This window comes from Delftia sp. 11MD (genome assembly GCF_050907895.1).
GTDB classification, from domain to species: Bacteria; Pseudomonadota; Gammaproteobacteria; order Burkholderiales; family Burkholderiaceae_C; genus Comamonas; species Comamonas tsuruhatensis.
In genome coordinates, this window is the sequence record NZ_CP194333.1 from 4,316,522 (window position 1) to 4,334,476 (window position 17,955).

Sequence of the window (17,955 nt, forward strand, 5' to 3'; positions counted from 1 at the left end):
CGGTCCGTCCCTGGTCCTGTGGGGAAGGCCAGGGTCTGGGCGAAGATTATGGCGCAGCACCCGCCGCACCGCTGGGGCGCAGGAATGCCCCGGCCGGCGTGGACCGCCCCTTTGCAGACCCCAGGCATCGCCTGCGGCGAAGCCTGCTGCGCAATTCAGATCCGATCAGCGGCGCGAACGCGTGCCCGTGCCCATGGCTTCCTTGTTCTTTTCGATGCGCTTCAGGCGCCGCTGTTCGATCTTGTCGGCCGCGCGCCGCTTGGTGTAGCCCGACATGTCCGCCCAGGCCCACCAGGCCGCCGTCAAGCCATAGGCGCCCAGGATGACGTACCACGACCAGGTGGCGACAGGTTCGATATCGGCCAGCTTGAGCAGGGTGAGCAGGACCGCAATTCCCAACAGATACATCACTTCTCCTTCGCCACAAAGCGCTTCACACGAGGTAACGCATCACGCATGCGCGCCCACTACAATGGTTCGCATAATTATTCCCGACAACACCCCAGGAACTCATGATGAAGCAGACATTGATTGCATTTGCCCTGACCGTCGCCGCCGTGGCCCCCGCCATGGCCGACCAGGCACTTGCCACCTCCAAGAACTGCATGGCATGCCACGCAGTGGACAAGAAGCTGGTGGGCCCCTCCTACAAGGATGTGGCCGCCAAGTACGCCGGCCAGAAGGACGCCGTGGACAAGCTGGCAGGCAAGATCATGAAGGGCGGCAGCGGCGTCTGGGGCCCGGTTCCCATGCCCGCCAACCCCCAGGTCAACGAAGCCGATGCCAAGAAGCTGGCCGCCTGGGTGATGTCGCTGAAGTAGGCTCCGCCTTTCCTTCGGGGCCCCGCCTCAGGGCCCGCAAAAAAACCGCGCAACGCAAGTCGCGCGGTTTTTTCATGGTCCGCCGGTGAATCCGGGCCCGGCCCCCTTACCTGTAGTCCGCAGCGCCCGTGCCGGGCTGCTGGTGCAGGCGTACCTGCTGCTCCAGCTGCCCCACATAGGCGGCCGTGCTGTTGTCCGACTCCTGGGCGCGCTGCACCAGATGGGCCTCCAGCGCATCCAGCCGCGCCATCAGCACCTCCTTGTCACGCGCATGCAGGTCTTCCAGCACGGTGCGCAGCTCGGTGAAGCGCGAGGCCTCGGCCTTGTCGGCCAGGTCGCGCTGGGCCTGCATTTCCTTGGCGTGTCGGCGCGCCTCCATCAGCACCGAGCCCTGCAGCCACAGCACATAGGCGACGAAGAACACGCCCAGCAGGCAGGTCAGCGCCAGCATCAGCACGCCCAGCGGCGCCTGGACATCGGTGACGCCCAGCGACACGACGGATGGCGCGGCCAGCGTGTTCCAGTTGAATGCCGCCAGCAGCGCAATCAGGGCCACGGTGATCAGCAACGACAGGGTTCTCAGATTCATGGTGAAAGGCCTCCCTCGGCAGTGGTGAAAGCAACAGCTTCGGTTGTACCGCAACCATCATGCCTGAGCTGTCGGCCCACACAAAATAGGACTGCAAGACAGGGCGCCGCCCGCAGTCCGGCCAAGAAAAAACCGGAGCCAGGGCTCCGGTTCTTCATGGCGGTCGTGTCGGACCTCAGTTCGTCTCGGCCAGCTGGTCGAGGATGGCCGGGTTCTCCAGCGTGCTCGTGTCCTGGGTGATGGCCTCGCCCTTGGCAATCGAGCGCAGCAGGCGGCGCATGATCTTGCCGCTGCGCGTCTTGGGCAGGTTGTCGCCGAAGCGGATGTCCTTGGGCTTGGCGATGGGGCCGATTTCCTTGGCCACCCAGTCGCGCAGCTCCTTGGCGATCTGCTTGGCTTCCTCGCCCGTGGGGCGTGCCCGCTTCAGTACCACGAAGGCGCAGATGGCCTCGCCGGTCAGATCGTCGGGGCGGCCCACGACGGCGGCCTCGGCCACCAGATCCGTCTTGGCGACCAGGGCCGATTCGATCTCCATCGTGCCCATGCGGTGGCCGGAGACATTGAGCACGTCGTCGATGCGACCGGTGATGCGGAAGTAGCCCCGGTCCTCGCTGCGCACGGCGCCGTCGCCTGCCAGATAGGTCTGCCCGCCGAGTTCGGCCGGGAAATAGCTCTTCTTGAAGCGCTCGGGGTCGCCCCAGATGGTGCGGATCATGCTGGGCCAGGGCTTGGTGACCACCAGCAGGCCGCCTGCGCCGTTGGGCAGTTCGTGGCCGGTCTCGTCGACGATGGCGGCCATGATGCCCGGCAGCGGCAGCGTGCACGAACCCGGCACCAGCGGGGTGGCACCCGGCATGGGGGCGATCACGTGGCCCCCGTTTTCGGTCTGCCAGAAGGTGTCCACGATGGGGCAGCGCTCGCCGCCCACATGCTTGTGGTACCACATCCAGGCCTCGGGATTGATGGGCTCGCCCACGCTGCCCAGCAGGCGCAGGCTGGACAGGTTCCAGTTCTTCGGATGCACGGCGGCATCGCTGTCGGCGGCCTTGATCAGTGAGCGGATGGCCGTGGGAGCCGTGTAGAAGATGGTGCAGCCGTGGCGCTCGATCATCTGCCAGAAGCGGCCCGCATTGGGGAAGGTGGGCACGCCCTCGAACACGATCTGCGTGGCGCCAGCGGCCAGCGGCCCATAGGCCACGTAGGTGTGGCCGGTGATCCAGCCGATGTCGGCCGTGCACCAGAACACGTCGCTGGGCTTGAGGTCGAAGGTCCACTCCATGGTCTGCTTGGCCCACAGCACGTAGCCGCCCGTGCAGTGCTGCACGCCCTTGGGCTTGCCGGTGGAGCCGCTGGTGTAGAGGATGAACAGCGGGTGCTCGGAATCCACGGCCACGGGCGCGCACTCCGTGCTCTGGCCGGCCAGGATCTCGCCGAAGGTCTTGTCGCGGCCCGCCGTCATGGCACAGGCCGTGGCCGTGCGCTCGTAGACGAAGACATGGCGCACGGCCTCGCAGCCGCCCAGCGCCAGCGCGTCGTCCACGATGGCCTTGAGCGGCAGTTCCTTGCCGCCGCGCATCTGGTAGTTGGCGGTGATCACCGCCACGGCGCCCACGTCGACGATGCGTTCCTGCACCGCCTTGGCCGAGAAGCCGCCGAACACCACGCTGTGCGTGGCGCCGATGCGCGCGCAGGCCTGCATGGCCACCACGCCCTCGATGGTCATGGGCATGTAGATCAGGACACGGTCACCCTTTTGCACGCCCTGCGCCTTGAGCGCGTTGGCGAACTGCGAGACGCGCTCCAGCAGCTCGCGGTAGCTTACCTTGGTGACCTCGCCGCCATCGGCCTCGAAGATGATGGCCGTCTTGTGCTCGACGGCCGTGCCCATGTGCTTGTCCAGGCAATTAGCGCTGGCGTTGAGTTCGCCGTCGGCGAACCAGCGGAAGAAGGGGGGATTGCTGTCGTCCAGCACCTGGGTGAAGGGCTTGGACCAGACCACGTTCTCGCGCGCCAGGCGGGCCCAGAAGCCCTGGTAGTCGTTCTCTGCCTCGGCGCACAGCGCCTTGTACTGCTCCATGCCGGAGATGCGGGCCTTGGCGGCAAAGTCTGCCGGCGGCGGGAAGACCCGGTTCTCCACCAGTACCGATTCAATGGGGGATGCTGTTGCGGTGCTCATGCTTGCTTGTCTCCTGGGCTGGCCAAATAAAAATTGTGGTGTGACTGTCGGGGGCCGGTCTTACATGCCACTGACTGAAACACCCTTGGGCGCGTCTACCTGGGGATTCCCCGCAGTTCCTGGCTGTCACCGGCAATGGCCTGTTTCGCCGCTAAAATCGCGCGCCCGTTTTCCACGGCCATTGTCCCCTCCCATCCACGCCCCCACGCAAGACAAGCGCGACCGACCACCATGGCCCGCCAGCAAAACTCCAACCGAGCCCCCGGCTCCCCCCTGCGTCCCCTGCCCTCCCTGATCTTCGCCAGCCGCTGGCTGCAGCTGCCGCTGTACCTGGGCCTGATCGCCGCCCAGGGCGTCTATGTCTGGCACTTCCTGCTGGAGCTGTGGCACCTGATCGAGGCCGCCTTCGGCAACCAGGAAGCGCTGCAGGCGCTGATCACCAGCATCGGCTACAAGCACGATGCGCCCATCGGCGCGCTCAACGAAACCATCATCATGCTGGTGGTGCTGGCGCTGATCGACGTGGTGATGATCTCCAACCTGCTGATCATGGTCATCGTGGGCGGCTACGAAACCTTCGTCAGCCGCCTGGGCCTGGACAGCCACCCCGACCAGCCCGAGTGGCTGGGCCACGTGAACGCCTCCATCCTCAAGGTGAAGCTGGCCCTGTCCATCATCGGCATCAGCTCCATCCACCTGCTCAAGACCTTCATCAACGCAGGCAGCTACGACGTCAAGGTGCTGATGTGGCAGACCATCATCCACGTCACCTTCCTGGCCAGTGCCCTGGCCATCGCCTACACCGACAAGCTGATCAACAGCACGGCCGGCAACCACTGAGCCGGCGGCATCCCTCACCGAAGCCCCGCAGCGCCAGCCGCTGCGGGGCTTTTTTCATGGGCGGGCGCAGGCACGCTTTTTGCCGCAGATCGGGCCTGAAGCTTTCCTCAAGCTGACGCTTGACCGATTTTATTCATCGATGACAGCATATGCCTTTTGAATCATGATCTCTATGCTCTCATTAAGTGAGCAAATACTGACCGGATTGCAGCCCTCAAGGGCTTGAAACAGCCCGAAACAGGCCTTTTCCGGCTCATGCGTTTTGACGCAGTAAAACCTGTTTTATATAATTTCGGCTTCTTTACAACCTGCCAAGCAGGTCATCGGCACCGTCTTCACGGCCTGCCGATCCCTCCGGCGGATCGTTGTGCTCCCGGCACAGCCCCGTCAACCGGGCCGAAACTCGGTCCTGATGTTGTGGGGCATCGCGCTGGCTGATCTTCAGCCACGATGCCCGCCTGAGACACCGCGCGCGCTTGCCGCCGGCTGCTCTCGACCTCTGGCTCTTGCGCACCGCTTCGCGTGCCATCCGAGCCGTCTCGGGTGCTTTCGCACCTGTTTGAATTCCAGCAACGGGGGACGGCCGTCCCCTGCAGCGAACGGCATCAGGGCTTCATTTTTGGCTTGCGCGCCAGCGTCTTCGCCCGTCGAGGACGCTGGACTGTGTTCCATCTCACCCAAAAGGAGAACGCCACAGTGGCCAAGCAGATCATCATCGATCATGTGTTCAAGGTTTTCGGGGACGACCCCAGGACCGCACTCGAGCTCGTCCAACAAGGCCTGAGCAAACAGGAGATCCTGGAGCGCACGGGCCAGTCCATCGGCGTGTTCGACGCCGACTTCACCATCGAGGCCGGCGAGATCTTCGTCGTCATGGGCCTGTCGGGCTCGGGCAAGTCCACCCTGGTGCGCATGCTCAACCGCCTGATCGAGCCCACGGCCGGGCGCATCGTGGTCGATGGCCAGGACATCAATGCCCTGAGCGAGCGCGATCTGCGCGCGCTGCGCCGCAAGGACATCTCCATGGTGTTCCAGTCCTTTGCGCTGATGCCGCACATGACGGTGCTGGACAACACGGCCTTCGGCCTGGAGCTGGCCGGCGCCGACAAGGCCGAGCGCCAGAAGCAGGCCCAGGCCGCGCTGGAGCAGGTGGGCCTGGGCGCCTGGGGCGCCAGCTATCCCGACGAGCTGTCGGGCGGCATGCAGCAGCGCGTGGGCCTGGCCCGGGCGCTGGCGTCCGATCCGTCCATCCTGCTGATGGACGAGGCCTTCTCGGCCCTGGACCCCATCATCCGCACGGAGATGCAGTCCGAGCTGCTGCGCCTGCAGCAGATCCAGCGCCGCACCATCGTCTTCATCTCGCATGACCTGGACGAGGCCATGCGCATCGGCGACCGCATCGCCATCATGAAGGACGGCCAGGTGATCCAGGTCGGCACGCCCGACGAGATCCTGCGCAGCCCTGCCGACGACTATGTGCGCAGCTTCGTGCGTGGCGTGGATGCGGCCTCTGTCTTCAAGGCCGGGGACATTGCGCGCCAGGCCCTGACCGTGGTGTCGGAGCACAGCGACCGCGGCTGCCGCGCCGCCCAGCGCCTGCTGGAGGACTCCGACCGCGACTACGCCTATGTGGTCAACGCGCGCCGCCGCTTCCTGGGCGTGGTGTCCTCGCAATCGCTGCGCGACGCACTGCATGGCCGCCCGGGCATGCTGGGCCTGAGCCACGCCTTCCTGCCCAACGTCGAGCCGCTGTCCGCAGGCACGCCGGTGGCCGAGCTGTTCGGGCCCGTGGCCGCTGCGCCCTGCGCGCTGCCGGTGACCAACGACGACGGCCAGTTCATGGGCGTGGTCAGCCGCACCACCATGCTGCGCTTCCTGGACCGCGACACGCCGCCCGTGCCGCCGCCGCAGGAGATCGTGCCGCCCGTCACGCTCAACCCGCATTTCCCGGCCTCCAACGCCCCCACCGTCGCCCCCACCGTCGCGCCCACCGTGGAGCCGATCGAACAACGACAAGGAGATGCCGCATGAGCGATGCAACCAACAGCCTGAACCCGAACACCGCCGCTGCCGCCACCGATCCCTGGGCCGATGCGAGCGCAGCCCCTGCTTCCACCGACTCCCCAGCCTCTGCAGCCTCTACAAGCGCCGATCCCTGGGCCACCGCCGCCACGCCGGCACCCGATGCCCCGGCCGATCCCTGGGGCGCCGCCAGCGGCGGTGATGCCGCAGGCGGTGACTGGCTGGGCGCCTCGGCCGGCTCGGGCGTTCCCGACGACGCCCATGCCAGCCTCTGGCACCAATTGACCACCGACGGCCTGCCCGTGCAGGGCTGGATCAACAGCGGCCTGGAATGGGTAGTCCACCATTTCCGCCCCTTCTTCCAGGCCGTGCGCACGCCCATCGACGGCACGCTGTCGGGCATCACCGATGCCATGCTGGCCCTGCCCTGGCCGCTGCTGATCCTGATCCTGACCCTGGTGGCCTGGCAGTTCGCGGGCCGCGCCATGGCCATTGGCGCCGCCGTCTCGCTGGTGGTGGTCGCCATGCTGGACATCTGGCCCGAGGCCATGGTGACGCTGTCCCTGGTGCTGACCTCGCTGGTTTTCTGCATGGTCATCGGCTTGCCCGCGGGGATTTTGCTGGCCTCCAGCGACCGTGCGCAGCGCTGGACACGCCCGCTGCTCGACGCCATGCAGACCACGCCGGCCTTCGTCTACCTGGTGCCCGTGGTGATGCTGTTCGGCATCGGCAACGTGCCCGGCGTGATCGTGACCATCATCTTCGCGCTGCCGCCGCTGATCCGCCTGACCAACCTGGGCATCCGCCAGGTGCGCCCCGACCTGATCGAAGCCAGCCGCGCCTATGGCGCATCGCCCTGGCAGTTGCTGTGGAAGGTGCAGTTGCCGCTGGCCATGCCGTCCATCATGGCGGGCGTGAACCAGGCGCTGATGCTGTCGCTGTCCATGGTGGTGATCGCCTCCATGATCGCCGTGGGCGGCCTGGGCCAGATGGTGCTGCGCGGCATCGGCCGCCTGGACATGGGCCTGGCCACCGTGGGTGGACTGGGCATCGTGCTGCTGGCCATCGTGCTGGACCGCATCACCCAGGCCATGGGGCAGACGACCCGTGGCGGTGCGCGCTGGTGGCACAGCGGCCCCGCCGGCTGCATTGCCCGCCTGCTGGGCGCCGGCAACAAGCCGGTCCATCGTGGCAGCACCAGCTGAATGCCTTCACTGCGGCGCGGATGGGCCCACTGCCGCGCCGCCTTCCCGAAAAGCGGCCAGCCAGGCTGGCCGCCCACTCCCCTTTCATCACACAACGGAGGAACCCGAGGATGAACCAAGCCCTGAACCACAATCGACTGCCAACTGCCACTGCCAGCCACTGGCTGCGCACCGCCACGATGGCTGCCGGCATCGCACTGGCCTGCGCAGGCGCATCGGCCGCCAGCGACCAGCCCGGCAAGGGCGTGAAGGTGTCGCCGCTCAAGAGCTCCATCGCTGAAGAAAGCTTCCAGACCCTGATCGTCATGAAGGCCCTGGAGAAACTGGGCTACGACGTGCAGCCCTTCCAGGAAGTCGAGTACCCCACGGCCCACGTGGCGATTGCCAATGGCGATGCCACTTTCCTGGCCACGCACTGGAACCCGCTGCACGCCGACTACTACAAGAACGCGGGCGGCGACGCCAAGCTGTTCCGCAAGGGCGTGTACTCGGACAACGCCGCCCAGGGCTACCTGATGGACAAGAAGACGGCCGACGAATACAAGATCACCAACCTCGGCCAGCTCAAGGACCCCAAGATCGCCAAGCTGTTCGACTCGGACGGCGACGGCAAGGCCGACCTCACCGGCTGCACGCCGGGCTGGGGCTGCGAGGCCGTGATCGAGCACCACCTGACGGCCTACAAGCTGCGCGACACCGTGACCCACAAGCAGGGCACCTACTCGGCGCTGATCGCCGACACCATCTCGCGCTACAAGGCCGGCAAGCCCATCCTCTACTACACCTGGACGCCCTACTGGGTGAGCAACGTGCTCAAGCCCGGCAAGGACGTGGTATGGCTGGAGGTGCCGTTCTCCTCGCTGCCCGGCGAGCAGGCCAAGCTGGACACCAAGCTGCCCAACGGCAAGAACTACGGCTTCGTGGTGAACAAGCAGCAGATCATCGCCAACAAGGCCTTCACCGACAAGCATCCCGATGCCGCCAAGTTGTTCGAGCTGATGCAGGTCCCCGTGGGTGACATCAGCGCACAGAACCACATGATGAGCCAGGGCCAGAGCAAGCCTTCGGACATCAACCGCCATGTGGACGGCTGGATCAAGGCCCACCAGAAGACCTTCGACGGCTGGCTGGAACAGGCCCGCGCCGCAGCCCGCTGAACGCTGCGGGGGAGCCGCGCCAGGCGCTCCCCCGGCTTCCTGCTTCAAAGGCCCGCTTCGGCGGGCCTTTTGAACATGCGCAGGGCGATGGCCGTGACCACCACGCCCGCCACCAGCGCCACCGCATACATGGCCACGTGGGTCACGGCATTGGGAATGGGCGCGACGAAGATGCCGCCATGCGGCACCTTCAGCTCCACCCCCGCCAGCATGGACACGGCACCGGCCACGGCCGAGCCCAGTACCAGGGCCGGGATCGTGCGCAGCGGATCGCGGGCCGCATAGGGAATGGCCCCCTCGGTGACAAAGGCCAGGCCCAGCACGCCGGCCGAGGCGGCGCTGCCGCGCTCCTCGCGCGTGAAGCGGTCGGCAAACAGGCGCGTGGCCAGGGCCAGCCCCAGCGGCGGCGTCATGCCGGCGATCATGGCCGCAGCCATGGGCGTGTAGACCTGGCTCGCGATCATTCCCGTGGAAAACGCATAGGCGGCCTTGTTCACCGGCCCGCCCATGTCAAAGGCCATCATCGCGCCCAGCAACAGGCCCAGCAGCAAGGCACTGGCGCCCTGCATGCCGCGCAGCCAGGCGCTCAGCCACTGCAGCAGCTCGGCCACGGGCGCACCGACCAGATAGAACATCAGCAGCCCCGTGAACAGGCTGCCCAGCACGGGCAGGATCAGCATGGGCAGCAGGCCCTTGAGCGCCTGCGGCAGCCGGATGTGCGCCGCCATGAAGGCCACGCCGTAGCCGGCGATGAAGCCGGCCGCGATGCCGCCGATGAACCCCGCGCCCATGCTGGACGCGATCATCCCGCCGATCATGCCCGGCGCAATGCCGGGCCGGTCGGCAATGGAATAGGCGATATAGCCGGCCAGCGCCGGCACCATCAGCGCAAAGCCGCCCTTGGCGCCGATCTGGAACAGCGTCCATCCCAGCGTGCCCTGGTGCGCATCGTCATGGACATAGATGCCGCCCAGCGCAAAGGCCATCGCGATCAGAATGCCGCCCGCCGTGACGAAGGGCAGCATGAAGGACACGCCGGTCATCAGGTGGCGATAGGCACCGCCCTGGGTCCGGGCCGGCGTGGGCGCGGCGCCACCTGCAGCAGCGCCCACGGCGGCACCATGCACGGTGGCTTCGGCCAGCGCCTTGGCGATCAGCCCCGAGCCGTCGCGTATGGCCGGCTTGGTGCCGCTGCGCAGCAACGGCTTGCCCGCGAAGCGCGAAAGATCGACCTCGCGGTCGGCGGCGATGATGACCAGGTCGGCCTCGGCAATCTCCTGCGGCGTCAGCGCATCGAGCGCGCCCACCGAGCCTTGCGTCTCCACGCGCATGGCGTGGCCCAGCGCCGCCGCGCCGCGCTGCAGGCCCTCGGCCGCCATGAAGGTATGGGCGATGCCCGTGGGGCAGGAGGTGACGGCAACAATGCGCTTGCCCATGTTCTCGCCCATGCGCTCGCCAGCGGGACTGGCGGCAGCGCAGCGTGCAAGCACGCCGGCCGGATCATCAAGCGCCTCGCGCAGGCTGCAGCGCTCGACGGTGGCCTGCACGAAGCGGGAGGCATCGGCGGCGGTATCTGCATCGTCATGGGTGCCGGCATCCCCCACGATCAGCAATTGCCCGGCCTGCGCGGCGGCATCGGCCGCATGCAGCCCGATCACACCGCCGCTGGCGCGCACTTCCACGGCCAAGGGACGCTGTCCGGCCGCATGGCGCAGGGCTTCGGCGGCCAGCAGCGCTTCGGCGTCGTGCCCGGCCGCTGCGATCACCACAAAAAGAGGGTTCATGAAAGCTCCTGAAGAATGGGGGATCACGGCCACTGGCATGGCTCCAGCAGCACGCTGGCAGCCAGTGCCTGGACGCGGTTGGCATCGACTTCGCGCGCGGGCGCGGCCTGCAGCCAGGCCAGTGCGCTGGCCGTGGACAGGCGCGCGGTGTCCGCCAGATCCAGTCCGCGCAGCCGCGCGGCCACCATGCCCGCGACCATGGCATCGCCCGCACCCACGGAGCTGCCGCGCGCGCGCTGCGGCGGCCGCGCAATCACCGCGCCTTGCGCGCTGGCAAACAGCGCGCCCTCCTCGCCCATGGACACCACGGCCAGCCCCAGCCCCCTGTCCAGCAGGCGGCGCGCGGCGGCCAGAAGCGCATCGCGGCCGTCCAGGCGCTGGCCGGTGGCGGCCTGCAACTCCTCCCGGTTGGGCTTGATGGCCCAGGGCATGGCCGCATGGGGGGCCGTCGCCAGGGCGGCGGCCAGGGGGGCCTCGCTGGTGTCCAGCAGCACGTCGGCACCGGCGGCCACGGCCTGGGCCTGGAGCCGGGCCCAGCTGTCCGCAGGCAGGCCGGCGGGCAGGCTGCCCGACAGCACCACGGCCAGGCCGGGCCGCCGATACCGGGCCAGCGCGGACATGACGGCGTGCAGATGCGCTTCGGCCAAGGCCAGGCCCGGCAGGTTGATGTCCGTGGTCTGGCGTCCGCCATCGGCCACCAGCTTGATGTTGGTGCGCGTCTGGCCCGGCACGCGCAGGCAGGCGTCGGCAATGCCGCGCTGGGCGAACAAGGCCTCGAACATGCCGGCGTTGTCGCTGCCCAGCACGCCCAGCGCGGCCGTGGAAATGCCCAGGCCCGCCAAGGCGGCGGCAACATTGATGCCCTTGCCGCCCGGCGCCTGCACGCTGCCCAGCGCGCGCTGCACCTGGCCGGGCAGCAGCGCGTCCAGGGTCACAAGCTGGTCTATGGCCGGGTTCAGGGTCACGGTAATGGCTTGCGGGGCGTTCATGCCGTCACCTCCTTGGCCAGTGCCCGCACCTGCGCGGCATCCTCGCAGCCGAGCGCCCTGTCTGCGAGCGCCTGCAGCTGCCGCAGGCTGGCCGCGCGCAGGCCGGCCTTGACACCGGCGATGTCGTTGGGCGTCATCGACAGCTCGCCCACCCCCAGCCCGGCCAGCAGCAGCGCACCGAACGGGTCGCCGGCCAGTCCGCCGCAGACGCCCACGGGGCGCGCGCAGGTGGCAGCGCCCTGCACGGTGGCACGCACCATCCGCAGCACGGCCGGATGCAGGCTGTCGGCCTCGGCCGCCAGTTGCGGGTTCTGGCGGTCCATGGCCAGCACGTACTGGGTCAGGTCGTTGGTGCCTATGGAGAAGAAATCGGCATGGCGGGCCAGTGCGTCGGCCTGCACGGCGGCGGCGGGCACCTCGATCATGATGCCCAGCGGCAGGACCGGAGCGTCCAGTTCGGCGCGCAGCCGTTCGCAGGCCGCGCGCAGCGCCAGCAGTTCCTGCACGCTGGTGACCATGGGAAACATCACCGACAGCCTTGCGCCATCGCGGGCCGCCCGGTACAGGGCGCGCATCTGGGGCTCCAGCAGGTCGGGGCGGCGCAGCAGCAGCCGCGCGCCGCGCACTCCCAGGAAGGGGTTGTCCTCGCGCGGCAGCTCCAGGTGGGCGACCTGCTTGTCGCCGCCGATGTCCAGCGCGCGAACGATCAGCGGCCGGCCCTCCAGCGCCTGCGCCATGGCGCGGTAGGTTTCGTACTGCTCGTCCTCGCCGGGCGTGCTGCCGCGCTCCAGGAACAGGAATTCCGTGCGCATCAGGCCCACGCCCTCGGCGCCCTGGGACAGGGCCAGCGGCACCTGCCCGGGCAGGTTGACGTTGGCGCAGACTTCGATGCGCACGCCATCGGTGGTGATGGCAGGCAGGCTGCGCTGCGCGGCCACGCGTTCCTGCAGTGCCTGCTGCTCGGCCATGTGGGCACGCGCCGAAGCCAGGTCCTGCTCCGAGGGATCAAGGTAGATGCGGCCGTTGGCGCCATCGACGATGGCCAGGGCCCCATCGGCCATGCCCAGCACGCCGCCGCCTGCCGCCACGGCGGCCGGCAGCCCCAGCGTGCGCGCGAGTATGGCCGTGTGCGAGGTGGGGCTGCCCTGCGCCGTGACCAGCGCGGCCACGCGCGCCGTGTCCAGCTGGGCGGTTTCCGAGGGCGAAAGATCGGCCGCGACCAGGATGCAGCCGCCTTCCGGCAGGCCCTCCGGCCCCGCCGCTGCCAGCGAGGGCTGCAGTTGCACCAGCACGCGCCGGCCCACGTCGCGCAGGTCGGCGGCACGCGCGGCCAGCGCGGGGTTGTCCAGCGCCTGGAGACGGGCAGCGCCCTCCTCCACGGCCTGGTCCCAGGCCCAGGCCACGCCGTGGCCCTGGACCATGAACTGGCAGGCGCGCGTGAGGAGACCGGTGTCGCCCAGCCACTCGGCCTGCGCGCTGAAGATGGCCGCATCGCCTTCGCCCAGGCGGCGGCGAGTGTCGTCATGCAGGGCGCGCAGCTGGCCCTGTGTCTCGGCCAGCGCCGCATGCAGCCGCCCGCCGCCCACGCTGAGCGGCTCAGGCAGGTCGGGGATCTCGGCGGCCTCCACACGCCACTGGTGGATGCGGGCCACGGCCAGCCCCGGGCTGGCGCCCAGGCCCACAAAGGCAGGCCGCGCCAGCGGCGGCAGCCAGCCCGTGGCGGGCGATTCGGCCGCCTTGCGCGCAGCGGCGTCGGCATCGGCACGTTCCTGGGCCACCAGGGCCTGGGCCACGGCACACAGGCGCTGGACCGCGGCCCTGGCGTCAGGGCCCTCTGCCGAGATGGTGACCTTGTCGCCTTCGCGCAGTCCCAGCTGCAGCAGGCTGGCCATCTGCCGCGCATCGGCCACCTCGCCGCCATGGCGCACCTGGATGCGCGAGGCAAAGCCGCGCGCCGCCTCCGCCCAGCGCGTGGCAGGCCGCGCATGCAGGCCGTTGGGATAGGCAATGGTCCATTCGCGCGCCTCGGCCAGGTCCACTGCCGCCGGGCGGGCGGCAGGCGGCGCCGGGTCCGCTTGCCCCTGGAGTGCATCGATGACCTGCTGCGCATCGCCGGTGGTGAACAGCGCCTGCAGCCGGGGTGTCTGCAGCAGGCCGGCCAGACGGCGCAGCAAGGTGATGTGGGCATCGGAGCGTGCCGCCACCGCCACCACCAGATGCACGTTCTGGCCGGCATTCCAATCCAGGCCCTCGCGCACCTGGAGCACGGCCACCGCGTCGCGCAGCACCAGGGCCCGGTCTTCGGCGCGGCCATGGGGAATGGCCACGCCGTGGCCCAGAAAGGTTTCGGCCTGGGCCTCGCGCGCCTGCATGCCGGTGGCATAGCCAGGGGCCACGCAGCCACGGTCCTGGAGCAGCCGGGCCGCCTGGGCGATGGCGTCGGCCTTGTCGCGCACCCTGGCGTCGAGGCGCACGGCGATCTGCAGGCCCGCAGAAGCGGTGGGTGCAACCGCCGGGAGGGATGAATGGGCATTGATCATGGCGCGGATTGTGGGAACGTTCCCAACCATCAGTCAATCTGCACTGCAACATAACCTGGCCACAATCCGGCCATACCTCGGCATTTCTTTGGAGTTATCCTCTGCGGCACACCACAACCAACGGGAACGATTGCATTGAGCATCAGCATCAACGATGTGGCCCGTGCGGCCGGGGTTTCCAAATCAACGGTATCGCGCGCGCTGGCGGGCGGCTCGGTCAGCGAAGAAGTCCGGGCGCGGGTCGCGGCCGCCGTGCAGGCCACGGGCTACCGGCCCAATCTGATGGCGCGCCGGCTGCGCGCGCGCGACGCAGGGCCCATGGGCGTGCTGGTGGCCGACATACGCAACCCGTTTTTCACGGCCCTGATCCGCGCGGTCGAGGCCGAGGCCTATCGCCAGGGCCGGCGCGTGCTGTTGTGCAATACCGACGAAGACCCGCAGCGCGAAGCCATGTACCTGCAGCTCATGCAGGAAGAGCGCATCGCGGGGCTGATCTTTGCGCCCACCCAGGCCAGCCTGCACAAGCTCGAGCGCATGCAGCTGGAGTTTCCCGTTGTCCTGGTGGACCGGGCGGGCGCCCCGGCCTTCCATGACAGCGTGGTGCTGGACAACGCCCAGGCCTGCGCCACCCTGGTCAGGCATCTGGTGGAACAGGGCCGCCGCCGCATTGCAGGCGTCTTCGGCAGCACCAGCAGCACGGCGCGCGAGCGCTGCGACGGCTATCTGGCCGCCATGCGCGATGCAGGCCTGGAGCCCGACTTGCGCCAATTGCCCCCGACCAGCGATGCCGCCGAGGCCGAAGTCACGCAATGGCTGCGCCAGCCGCAGCGGCCCGACGCCTTCGTGGCCAGCAACGGCCTGCTGCTGGAAGGCTGCCTGCGCGCGATACGCGCAGCCGGCCTGCGCATACCCGGCGATGTGGCGCTCGCCGGTTTCGACAACGAGCGCTGGACAGAACTGGTGGCCCCCGCCATCACCGTCATCGAGCAGCCGATCGACGCCATGGGCCGAACGGCCTTCAGCCTGCTGATGGAGCGGCTGCATGCGCCCGAGCTGCCCGTGCGCAAGGTGGTCATGCAGGGGCGCTGCATAGTGCGCGAGTCCACGCAGGCGATTCGCTGAGCGCGGCTTTCGGGGCCGCCTGCCAAGCCCCGCCCCAGGAGGGGGCACATTGGACTTTCAATGTTACAAACAGTCGCAAACAACGGACTTGCACCCATAATCGCTCACAATTTTGTCCCGTTGACCTCATGAACCAGCCCCAACATCCCATCGTCCATGGCACGGAAGACGTGCTGATCAGCCTCTGCAACTCCGTCTCGCGCGTGCTCCAGGTGGCCACGCAGTGCCAGATCCAGTATTCGGGCATGGTGCAGCGCATCACCAAGACCAGCCTCAAGCCCGACATCGGCTGCTTTGTCCTGGTGGACGGCGGCTTTTCGGGCCTGGTGATCATCAACTTCTCGGCCGCCGCCGCCATGGAGCTGTACCGCAGCTACATGCTGAGCATGGGCATGGGTGAAGAGGACCTTGCCAGCTCCTACACCTCCGACGATGTCAGCAACGTCATGGGCGAGCTGATGAACCAGGTGGTGGGCGACTTCACCAGCAAGGTCCAGCGCGAGCTTCAGACCTACATCACGCAAAGCCAGCCCAAGATGATCCGCCTTAACAAGCAGGTCAACCTCAGCGTGGATGCCAACCTCGACTCTCCCGAGGCGCGCCGCGTGACCTTCTACACGGGCAACAACAACATCTTCTATCTCGAGCTGGCCATGGACCGCACGGAGTTCATCAAGGTGGTGGATTTCGAACCGCAGGAGCGCCCCGACCCGGACGCCCTCATGGCGCAGGCCAACGCCAGCGCCCCCGCCGCAGCGCCTGAACCGGCCGGCAGCACGGACACCGACGAACTGCTCAAGTCCCTGGGCATGTAGGCCCCGCCTCCCCTGCGGGGGCCAAAACCCTGACGCCTGCGGATGTATCAGGCGGCTCCGGGAAACGATATCGTTGACATGCAGATAATTGGAATGCCAACTATTTGAATGCCACGATGTCTTCCCTTCCCGACCAGTCCCCGCCCGCGCAAGCCGATGCCGCCAGCGTGCAGCGGCATTTCATGTTCACGCTGGGCCAAGTCAACAAGCAATGGCGCCGCACGCTGGACAGGCTGCTGGCGCCCATGGGCCTGACCCAGGCGCTGTGGATGCCGCTGATGCATCTGGCGCGTTCGCCCGAGGCCATGCGCCAGAAGGATCTGGCCCATTCCCTGGCGCTGGACAGCTCCTCGGTCGTGCGCCTGGTGGACGGCCTGGCCGCCCAGGGCTGGATAGAGCGCGTGGACGACAGCGACCGCCGCGTCAGGAAAATCCAGCTCACGCCAGCCGGCCATGCCCAGGTCGAAGCCGTGCAGGGCCTGCTGCAGCAGGCCCGCGCCCAGGTGCTGGGCGCCGTGCCGCCCGAGGAACTGGGTGCGGCCTATGCCACGCTGCAGCGCCTGCTGGAGGCCATGGCCGCCGAGCCCGCCTGCGACACGGACCTGCCCGACGAGCAGGCTGCCTGAGATGGCGGCCGAGCACTCTTCGCTGCCACCCGCCCAGGACCATGCAGCGGCCAGCCGCAAGGCGCCGCTGTGGCTGCTGGTGGTCGTGACCATCGTCGGCACGCTGGCCATGCACATGTTCCTGCCCGCCCTGCCCGATGCGGCACGCCAGCTCCAGGCCGGCGCCAGCCAGATGCAGCTGACCATCACGGTCTACATCCTGGGCCTGGGCGTGGGCCAGCTGATCTATGGCCCGCTGTCGGACAGCCTGGGGCGCCGCCCCATGCTGCTGGCCGGACTCATCCTCTATGCGCTGGCCAGCCTGGCGGCCTTTCTCGCCCCGTCCGCCCCCTGGCTGATCGGCGCGCGGCTGCTCCAGGCGCTGGGCGGCTGCGCGGGCCTGGCCCTGGGCCGCGCCATTGCGCGCGATTCGAGCACGCCCGAGAACGCCGTGGGCAGCCTGGCGCTGCTCAACCTGATGATGATGATCGGCCCCGGCATCGCGCCGGCCATCGGCTCGGCCATCGACGACGCCCTGGGCTGGCGCGCCATCTTCGGCACGCTGGCCGTGGTCGGCGGCGTGACGGCCTTCGGCATCTGGAAGCTGCTGCCCGAAACCGGCCAGCCCACGGGCCGCCTGCACCTGGGCACCATCCGCGACGACTACAGCAGCCTGCTGCGCTCGCCGGCCTTCGTGGGCTTTGCCGTGGGCGGCGGCTGCGCCACCACGTCCATCTATGCCTTCCTGGCGGCGGCGCCCTTCGTGTTCATCGAGCAGCTGCATTCCACCAAGCATGAGGTGGCCATCTACCTGGGCCTGCTCATGGGCGGCATGGCCGTGGGCAATGCGCTGGCCCGCCAGCTGATACGCCACTGGCCCCTGGAGCGGCTGATGCTCAACGGCAATCTGCTGAGCCTGGCCAGCGCGGCCATGCTGCTGTTGCTGGCCCTGTTCAACCAGCTCACGCCGGCCATCGTGGTGGGGCTGATGGTGCTGTTCGCGCTGGGTTCGGGCCTGACCAGCCCTGCGGCGCTGGCCAGCGCGCTGAGCGTGCATCCGCGCCTCACGGGCTCGGCCGCCGGTGTCTACGGCAGCACGCAAATGGCCGTGGGCGGCCTGTGCACCTTGGGCGCCAGCCTGGGCAGCAACCCGGCGCTGTCGGCCGCGCTGGCCCTGGTCGTGGCGTGCATGGTGGGGCAGTTGGGCTTTCGCAGCGCGCTGCGCCACGCGCAGCGTGCGCCCGGCTGAGGACCATGGTCCCCGAGGCGACGGCCCGGCCGCGCGGAGCG

Annotated in this window: 15 protein-coding genes; 9 read left to right on the forward strand and 6 right to left on the reverse strand. The window is 68.4% G+C overall.

Going from position 1 to position 17,955, the window contains the following annotated elements; all coding sequences use genetic code 11:
- Window positions 1-165: 165 nt before the first annotated feature.
- The gene (locus tag ACRSCF_RS19635; protein ID WP_016445180.1) at window positions 166-408 is read right to left on the reverse strand and encodes a TIGR04438 family Trp-rich protein; all 243 of its coding nucleotides are present in this window, start codon (window positions 406-408) and stop codon (window positions 166-168) included.
- 107 nt (window positions 409-515) lie between these two features.
- On the opposite strand from ACRSCF_RS19635, the gene ACRSCF_RS19640 reads away from it, so the two are divergent.
- A complete protein-coding gene (locus ACRSCF_RS19640; protein WP_016445179.1) occupies window positions 516-821 on the forward strand; it encodes a c-type cytochrome in 306 nt (101 codons plus the stop codon).
- Between the two features lie 106 nt (window positions 822-927).
- Here the strand turns inward: ACRSCF_RS19640 and ACRSCF_RS19645 are convergent, their stop codons facing one another.
- Both ACRSCF_RS19645 and acs read right to left on the reverse strand, forming a co-directional pair.
- On the reverse strand, window positions 928-1,410 hold the full coding sequence (locus ACRSCF_RS19645; RefSeq protein WP_016445178.1) for a hypothetical protein: 483 nt from the start codon (window positions 1,408-1,410) through the stop codon (window positions 928-930).
- A 175-nt stretch (window positions 1,411-1,585) separates the two neighbouring features.
- Window positions 1,586-3,586, reverse strand: coding sequence for an acetate--CoA ligase (gene acs / locus ACRSCF_RS19650; RefSeq protein WP_016445177.1), 2,001 nt, complete (start codon window positions 3,584-3,586; stop codon window positions 1,586-1,588).
- A gap of 231 nt (window positions 3,587-3,817) precedes the next feature.
- On the opposite strand from acs, the gene ACRSCF_RS19655 reads away from it, so the two are divergent.
- The 4 genes from ACRSCF_RS19655 (at window position 3,818) to proX (ending at window position 8,810) form a co-directional block, all read left to right on the forward strand.
- On the forward strand, window positions 3,818-4,426 hold the full coding sequence (locus ACRSCF_RS19655) for a TIGR00645 family protein (protein ID WP_016445176.1): 609 nt from the start codon (window positions 3,818-3,820) through the stop codon (window positions 4,424-4,426).
- A gap of 696 nt (window positions 4,427-5,122) precedes the next feature.
- Window positions 5,123-6,457 (forward strand): glycine betaine/L-proline ABC transporter ATP-binding protein ProV, encoded by a 1,335-nt coding sequence (proV, locus tag ACRSCF_RS19660; RefSeq protein WP_156815080.1) that lies wholly within the window; start codon window positions 5,123-5,125, stop codon window positions 6,455-6,457.
- Window positions 6,454-7,653, forward strand: coding sequence for a glycine betaine/L-proline ABC transporter permease ProW (gene proW, locus ACRSCF_RS19665; RefSeq protein WP_070080511.1), 1,200 nt, complete (start codon window positions 6,454-6,456; stop codon window positions 7,651-7,653). Before proV ends, proW begins: the two co-directional genes overlap by 4 nt.
- 110 nt (window positions 7,654-7,763) lie before the next feature.
- Entirely contained in the window at window positions 7,764-8,810 is a 1,047-nt protein-coding gene (gene proX, locus ACRSCF_RS19670) for a glycine betaine/L-proline ABC transporter substrate-binding protein ProX (protein WP_244386382.1), read from the forward strand.
- A 44-nt stretch (window positions 8,811-8,854) separates the two neighbouring features.
- Here the strand turns inward: proX and ACRSCF_RS19675 are convergent, their stop codons facing one another.
- From ACRSCF_RS19675 to ptsP, 3 genes are read right to left on the reverse strand one after another with little or no spacing between them, the layout of a single operon-like run.
- Window positions 8,855-10,594 carry a PTS fructose transporter subunit IIC gene (locus ACRSCF_RS19675; protein ID WP_034363049.1) on the reverse strand — a complete coding sequence of 580 codons (1,740 nt, stop codon included), beginning with the start codon at window positions 10,592-10,594 and terminating at the stop codon, window positions 8,855-8,857.
- A gap of 23 nt (window positions 10,595-10,617) precedes the next feature.
- Window positions 10,618-11,583, reverse strand: a complete 966-nt coding sequence (locus ACRSCF_RS19680; protein ID WP_034363046.1) for a 1-phosphofructokinase family hexose kinase — start codon at window positions 11,581-11,583, stop codon at window positions 10,618-10,620.
- The gene (gene ptsP, locus ACRSCF_RS19685; RefSeq protein WP_244386384.1) at window positions 11,580-14,123 is read right to left on the reverse strand and encodes a phosphoenolpyruvate--protein phosphotransferase; all 2,544 of its coding nucleotides are present in this window, start codon (window positions 14,121-14,123) and stop codon (window positions 11,580-11,582) included. The genes ACRSCF_RS19680 and ptsP overlap by 4 nt, the downstream gene beginning before the upstream one ends.
- A gap of 135 nt (window positions 14,124-14,258) precedes the next feature.
- On the opposite strand from ptsP, the gene ACRSCF_RS19690 reads away from it, so the two are divergent.
- From ACRSCF_RS19690 to ACRSCF_RS19705, 4 genes are all read left to right on the forward strand, one after another.
- A complete protein-coding gene (locus ACRSCF_RS19690) occupies window positions 14,259-15,245 on the forward strand; it encodes a LacI family DNA-binding transcriptional regulator (protein ID WP_017407260.1) in 987 nt (328 codons plus the stop codon).
- 128 nt (window positions 15,246-15,373) lie between these two features.
- Window positions 15,374-16,060 carry a DUF3334 family protein gene (locus ACRSCF_RS19695; RefSeq protein WP_016445168.1) on the forward strand — a complete coding sequence of 229 codons (687 nt, stop codon included), beginning with the start codon at window positions 15,374-15,376 and terminating at the stop codon, window positions 16,058-16,060.
- A 116-nt stretch (window positions 16,061-16,176) separates the two neighbouring features.
- On the forward strand, window positions 16,177-16,686 hold the full coding sequence (locus ACRSCF_RS19700; RefSeq protein ID WP_016453094.1) for a MarR family winged helix-turn-helix transcriptional regulator: 510 nt from the start codon (window positions 16,177-16,179) through the stop codon (window positions 16,684-16,686).
- 1 nt (window position 16,687) lies between these two features.
- Entirely contained in the window at window positions 16,688-17,914 is a 1,227-nt protein-coding gene (locus ACRSCF_RS19705; protein ID WP_244386386.1) for a multidrug effflux MFS transporter, read from the forward strand.
- Window positions 17,915-17,955 lie beyond the last annotated feature (41 nt).